The sequence below is a fragment of the Paenibacillus sp. Marseille-Q9583 genome, assembly GCF_976954365.1.
In genome coordinates this window covers 1-3587 of the sequence record NZ_CDRJTB010000142.1, presented here as the reverse complement: position 1 = coordinate 3587, position 3587 = coordinate 1, and the positions used below count along the sequence as shown (strand labels likewise).

Below are 3587 nucleotides of genomic sequence, written 5' to 3'. Positions count from 1 at the left end.
GTTAGAAAAACCTGCTTGAGAACGCATCTTGTGAATCTCAATCTAAATTTAAATAACTATTATACTCGATTGATAATACCTCTTAGATCGGACCCTTTCTCACCTCTATATGCCTTCTCCAACCTATAAAGATACCAATGATCCGATTATCCGATTATCTTTACTATTTAATGTGTAATTCGCTAAATGACAATGAGACACCAAGAGATACCATATAGATTAGCAAGTGATCCTTTGATAAAGGGGGGATTAACGGGGCCAGGTATATGAAGGTTTCGGGCACTAATTTTCTCTAAGTATTCAAGAAATACTTTGCTTCCTCCAGCGTTCGTACAGCATTAGGATACTTTATCTAAAGGTGTTTTTCACTTGGGTGATGTTTACGGATAAACACTAATCTACCAGAGATTTGGAGTCCTTATCATTTTTAGATCAGGTTTCTCGAAATTCAGGTTTAATGAATGAAGTACTGCGATTATCAATCGGGCGTCCAAGCGAGTAAGCCACGAAAATGTGCAACAAACAATTTAAGGAGGTAGTTATACATGTTGAAAAGAATGATTGCGGTTTTTTTTGCATTTCTTATCACCTTCATGGCCGTATCTTTCGTCCCAACTGAAAAAGTAAAGGCCGAAGAAGTTAATTCGGTAGTATCCAAAAATGGCCAATTGCGAGTATCTGGAAACCAATTAGTGAATCAGGCAGGAGAAGCGATCCAATTAAAGGGGATGAGTTCACACGGCTTGCAATGGTTTGGACAGTTTTCGAACTATGATAGTATGAAATGGTTAAGAGACAATTGGGGAATGACCGTGTTTCGTGCTGCGATGTATACACAAGATGGCGGATATATCAACGACCCTTCCCAAAAAAATAAAGTGAAACAAGCTGTACAAAATGCTATTGATCTTGGCATCTATGTAATCATCGACTGGCATGTGTTGGGTGAACAAGACCCGAACGTTTACAAACAACAAGCGAAGGGATTTTTTAGTGAAATGGCCTCCTTGTATAAGGATTATCCGAACGTGATTTATGAAATCTGCAATGAGCCCAATGGATCTGCCACTACATGGAACGATAAAATTAAGCCTTATGCAGAGGAAGTCATTCCGGTTATCCGTTCTATTGCTCCGGGTAGTATTATTATCGTTGGAACCGGAACATGGAGCCAGGATGTACACGATGCGGCGAATAATCCGCTCTATTACAGCAACATTATGTATACAACGCATTTCTACGCTGGTACTCATGGTCAATGGCTGAGAGATCGTATAGATTATGCGAGAAGCAAAGGTATAGCTGTATTCATCACGGAGTGGGGAACAAGCGATGCCTCTGGAGATGGCGGTCCATTCCTTGCCGAATCTAAGGTTTGGACGGACTTTATGCAAGATAGAAAAATAAGCTGGGCCAACTGGTCGTTATGCGACAAAACGGAAGTATCCGCTGCACTGATGCCAGGCGCAAGCCCGTATGGTGGATGGTCAGATGCGCAGTTAACTGCATCCGGTAAGTTTGTCAAAGATCAAATGTATGGATCCTCGCAACCGCCAAGCGATGGCATCATTTCAGGTAAAATCTACAAATTGGTTAACGTAGGCAGCGGTAAAGCATTGGATGTAAATGCCGCAGGTACTTCAGACGGTACAAATGTACAGATCTGGGACGATAACGGAACCGGTGCTCAGCAGTGGGTGATCACAGATGTTGGCGGCGGGCTGTACAAAGTCATTAACGTCAATAGTAATAAAGGTTTGGATGTAGCGGGTACAGCTAGTGGTTCGAATGTACAAATATGGAGTTATGGTGCCGGAGCCAATCAAAAGTGGAAAATTGTCAAGGTTGGGAGCGCTTATAAATTGATTGCCAGCCATAATGGTAAAGCTTTGGATGTAGCTTCCGCAGGCACTGAAAACGGTACGAATGTTCAAATTTGGGATGATAATGGCTCGAATGCGCAAAATTGGAATCTGTATCAATTAAACTAACTCTCAGTTATGAAAGAACTGATTAAAGTATTAAAAGGCGACTTGTCTGCGGATAAGTTGCTTTTTTTTTAGGAGGGTGATTAGAAAACGAAGTACCCCGGATCCAGCAAATATTAAAAAAACGGGATACTTCATTAGCTGTGTTCCCTTCAAATAATGTTCAGTCCGTTGTTTCTGTATTTTGTTTATCAGGAGAAATGCCGGGAGCTGTGATCTCTGGTTCGTCGCCCTGCAAAGCACCCACGATTTCTTCCAGCTTACCTGTTGCTCCCATATCGCCAGCCAGGTTTGAATCGGGTTCGGTTATGGGATCAACACCCGGGCCGCGTACGTCAAGCGGAGCTTTCTGGTCGTCCTTCATTTGATCATCTCCTTTCTATATAGTCTTTGTATTTATTTCCAATCCAAATCAAGAAAATATGATATAATGACGTCGTTATTGGAAGTTAATTTTAATATGAAAATAGGATGGACAATATGAGGGGATATATTCATAACGTCGATAAAAAACGATTGCTTATTATGATTATCGGCAATGTATTTCTGGGCATGGGAATCAGTATTTTTAAGTTGTCCGGCATGGGGAATGATCCCTTCAGCGGCATGGTAATGGCACTTGCAGATTGCATAGGTATGACATATGCGAATTTTCTGATCTTATTGAACCTGATATTGTTTGTAATCGAATACATAACAGGACGAAAGTTTATTGGAGCCGGGACTTTCGTAAACGCAATTCTTTTAGGATATATTGCTACCTTCTTTCATAGTAATTGGCTATCTCTGTTCGGTGAACCTCAGTTGTTATGGCAGCGAGTGGTTATCGTAGCAATTGGTGTGGTGGTATGCAGTTTTGGGGTATCCTTGTATCAGACATCGAAGGTAGGAGTAGCTCCTTACGACAGCTTGTCCCTGATTATGAGAGAGAAGTTCCCTAAAATATCTTATTTTTGGCACCGGATGTTTACGGATGCTCTTAGTGCTTTGATTTGTTTCCTGGCAGGAGGCATTGTAGGCTTAGGAACTTTAGTGTCAGCACTTGGTCTGGGACCCATCATTCATTTTTTTGATGTGAATTTTACGGAGAAGCTTCTGGCAAAAAGGCGTACCAATTAAAAAGTTTATGAATGGAGTAAAGGCGGGGCAGATCAATCTGCCCCGCCTTTACTGTAATTTGAAGGTCCATTCCTAATGAGTGGATGAACTTTTCATTTCATTATTTTTATGGATATCTTCAGTACCACTATCCAAAGCGGTCTTGTAGTAGAAGCATTTATGTTCTATGACTTCCATCGTTTTTTTTAATTCTTCCATCTGTGCTTCTACGCAAGCTTTCCGCTCAAGGAACATGTCATATCTTTGCTGTAAGGTGGAATCCCCCTCTGAGCACCACTCAATGAAATGTTTTATTTCTTTAATTGGCATCCCGGAAGACTTCAGGCATTCAATTACCTTTAAAGCGTCCATATCGGATTGTTTGAATATACGTTTACCACCGGAGGTTCTTTCTATAGAAGGAAAAAGACCTTCCTTGTCATAGTAACGCAGGGTATGTGGCGTCATGTTAAAGGACTCTGCAACTTCACTTATGGAATA

At 41.1% G+C, this 3587-nt stretch carries 4 protein-coding genes; 2 read left to right on the top strand and 2 right to left on the bottom strand.

Going from position 1 to position 3587, the window contains the following annotated elements:
• Positions 1–545: 545 nt before the first annotated feature.
• Positions 546–1991 carry a cellulase family glycosylhydrolase gene (locus ACWNM1_RS30380; RefSeq protein ID WP_449603904.1) on the top strand — a complete coding sequence of 482 codons (1446 nt, stop codon included), beginning with the start codon at positions 546–548 and terminating at the stop codon, positions 1989–1991.
• Between the two features lie 160 nt (positions 1992–2151).
• Here ACWNM1_RS30380 and ACWNM1_RS30375 read toward each other — a convergent pair whose 3' ends face one another.
• Complete coding sequence (locus ACWNM1_RS30375; RefSeq protein ID WP_449603903.1) at positions 2152–2352, bottom strand: hypothetical protein; 201 nt, start codon at positions 2350–2352, stop codon at positions 2152–2154.
• 116 nt (positions 2353–2468) lie between these two features.
• On the opposite strand from ACWNM1_RS30375, the gene ACWNM1_RS30370 reads away from it, so the two are divergent.
• Entirely contained in the window at positions 2469–3107 is a 639-nt protein-coding gene (locus ACWNM1_RS30370) for a YczE/YyaS/YitT family protein (RefSeq protein WP_449603902.1), read from the top strand.
• 72 nt (positions 3108–3179) lie between these two features.
• Here the strand turns inward: ACWNM1_RS30370 and ACWNM1_RS30365 are convergent.
• The coding region (locus tag ACWNM1_RS30365; RefSeq protein WP_449603901.1) for a MerR family transcriptional regulator at positions 3180–3587 on the bottom strand (408 nt) is incomplete at its 5' end.

Coding starts and splice junctions, on each gene's coding strand:
- ACWNM1_RS30380 (WP_449603904.1), top strand. CDS start 546: ATGTTGAAAAGAATGATTGCGGTTTTTTTTGCATTTCTTATCACCTTC.
- ACWNM1_RS30375 (WP_449603903.1), bottom strand. CDS start 2,352: ATGAAGGACGACCAGAAAGCTCCGCTTGACGTACGCGGCCCGGGTGTT.
- ACWNM1_RS30370 (WP_449603902.1), top strand. CDS start 2,469: ATGAGGGGATATATTCATAACGTCGATAAAAAACGATTGCTTATTATG.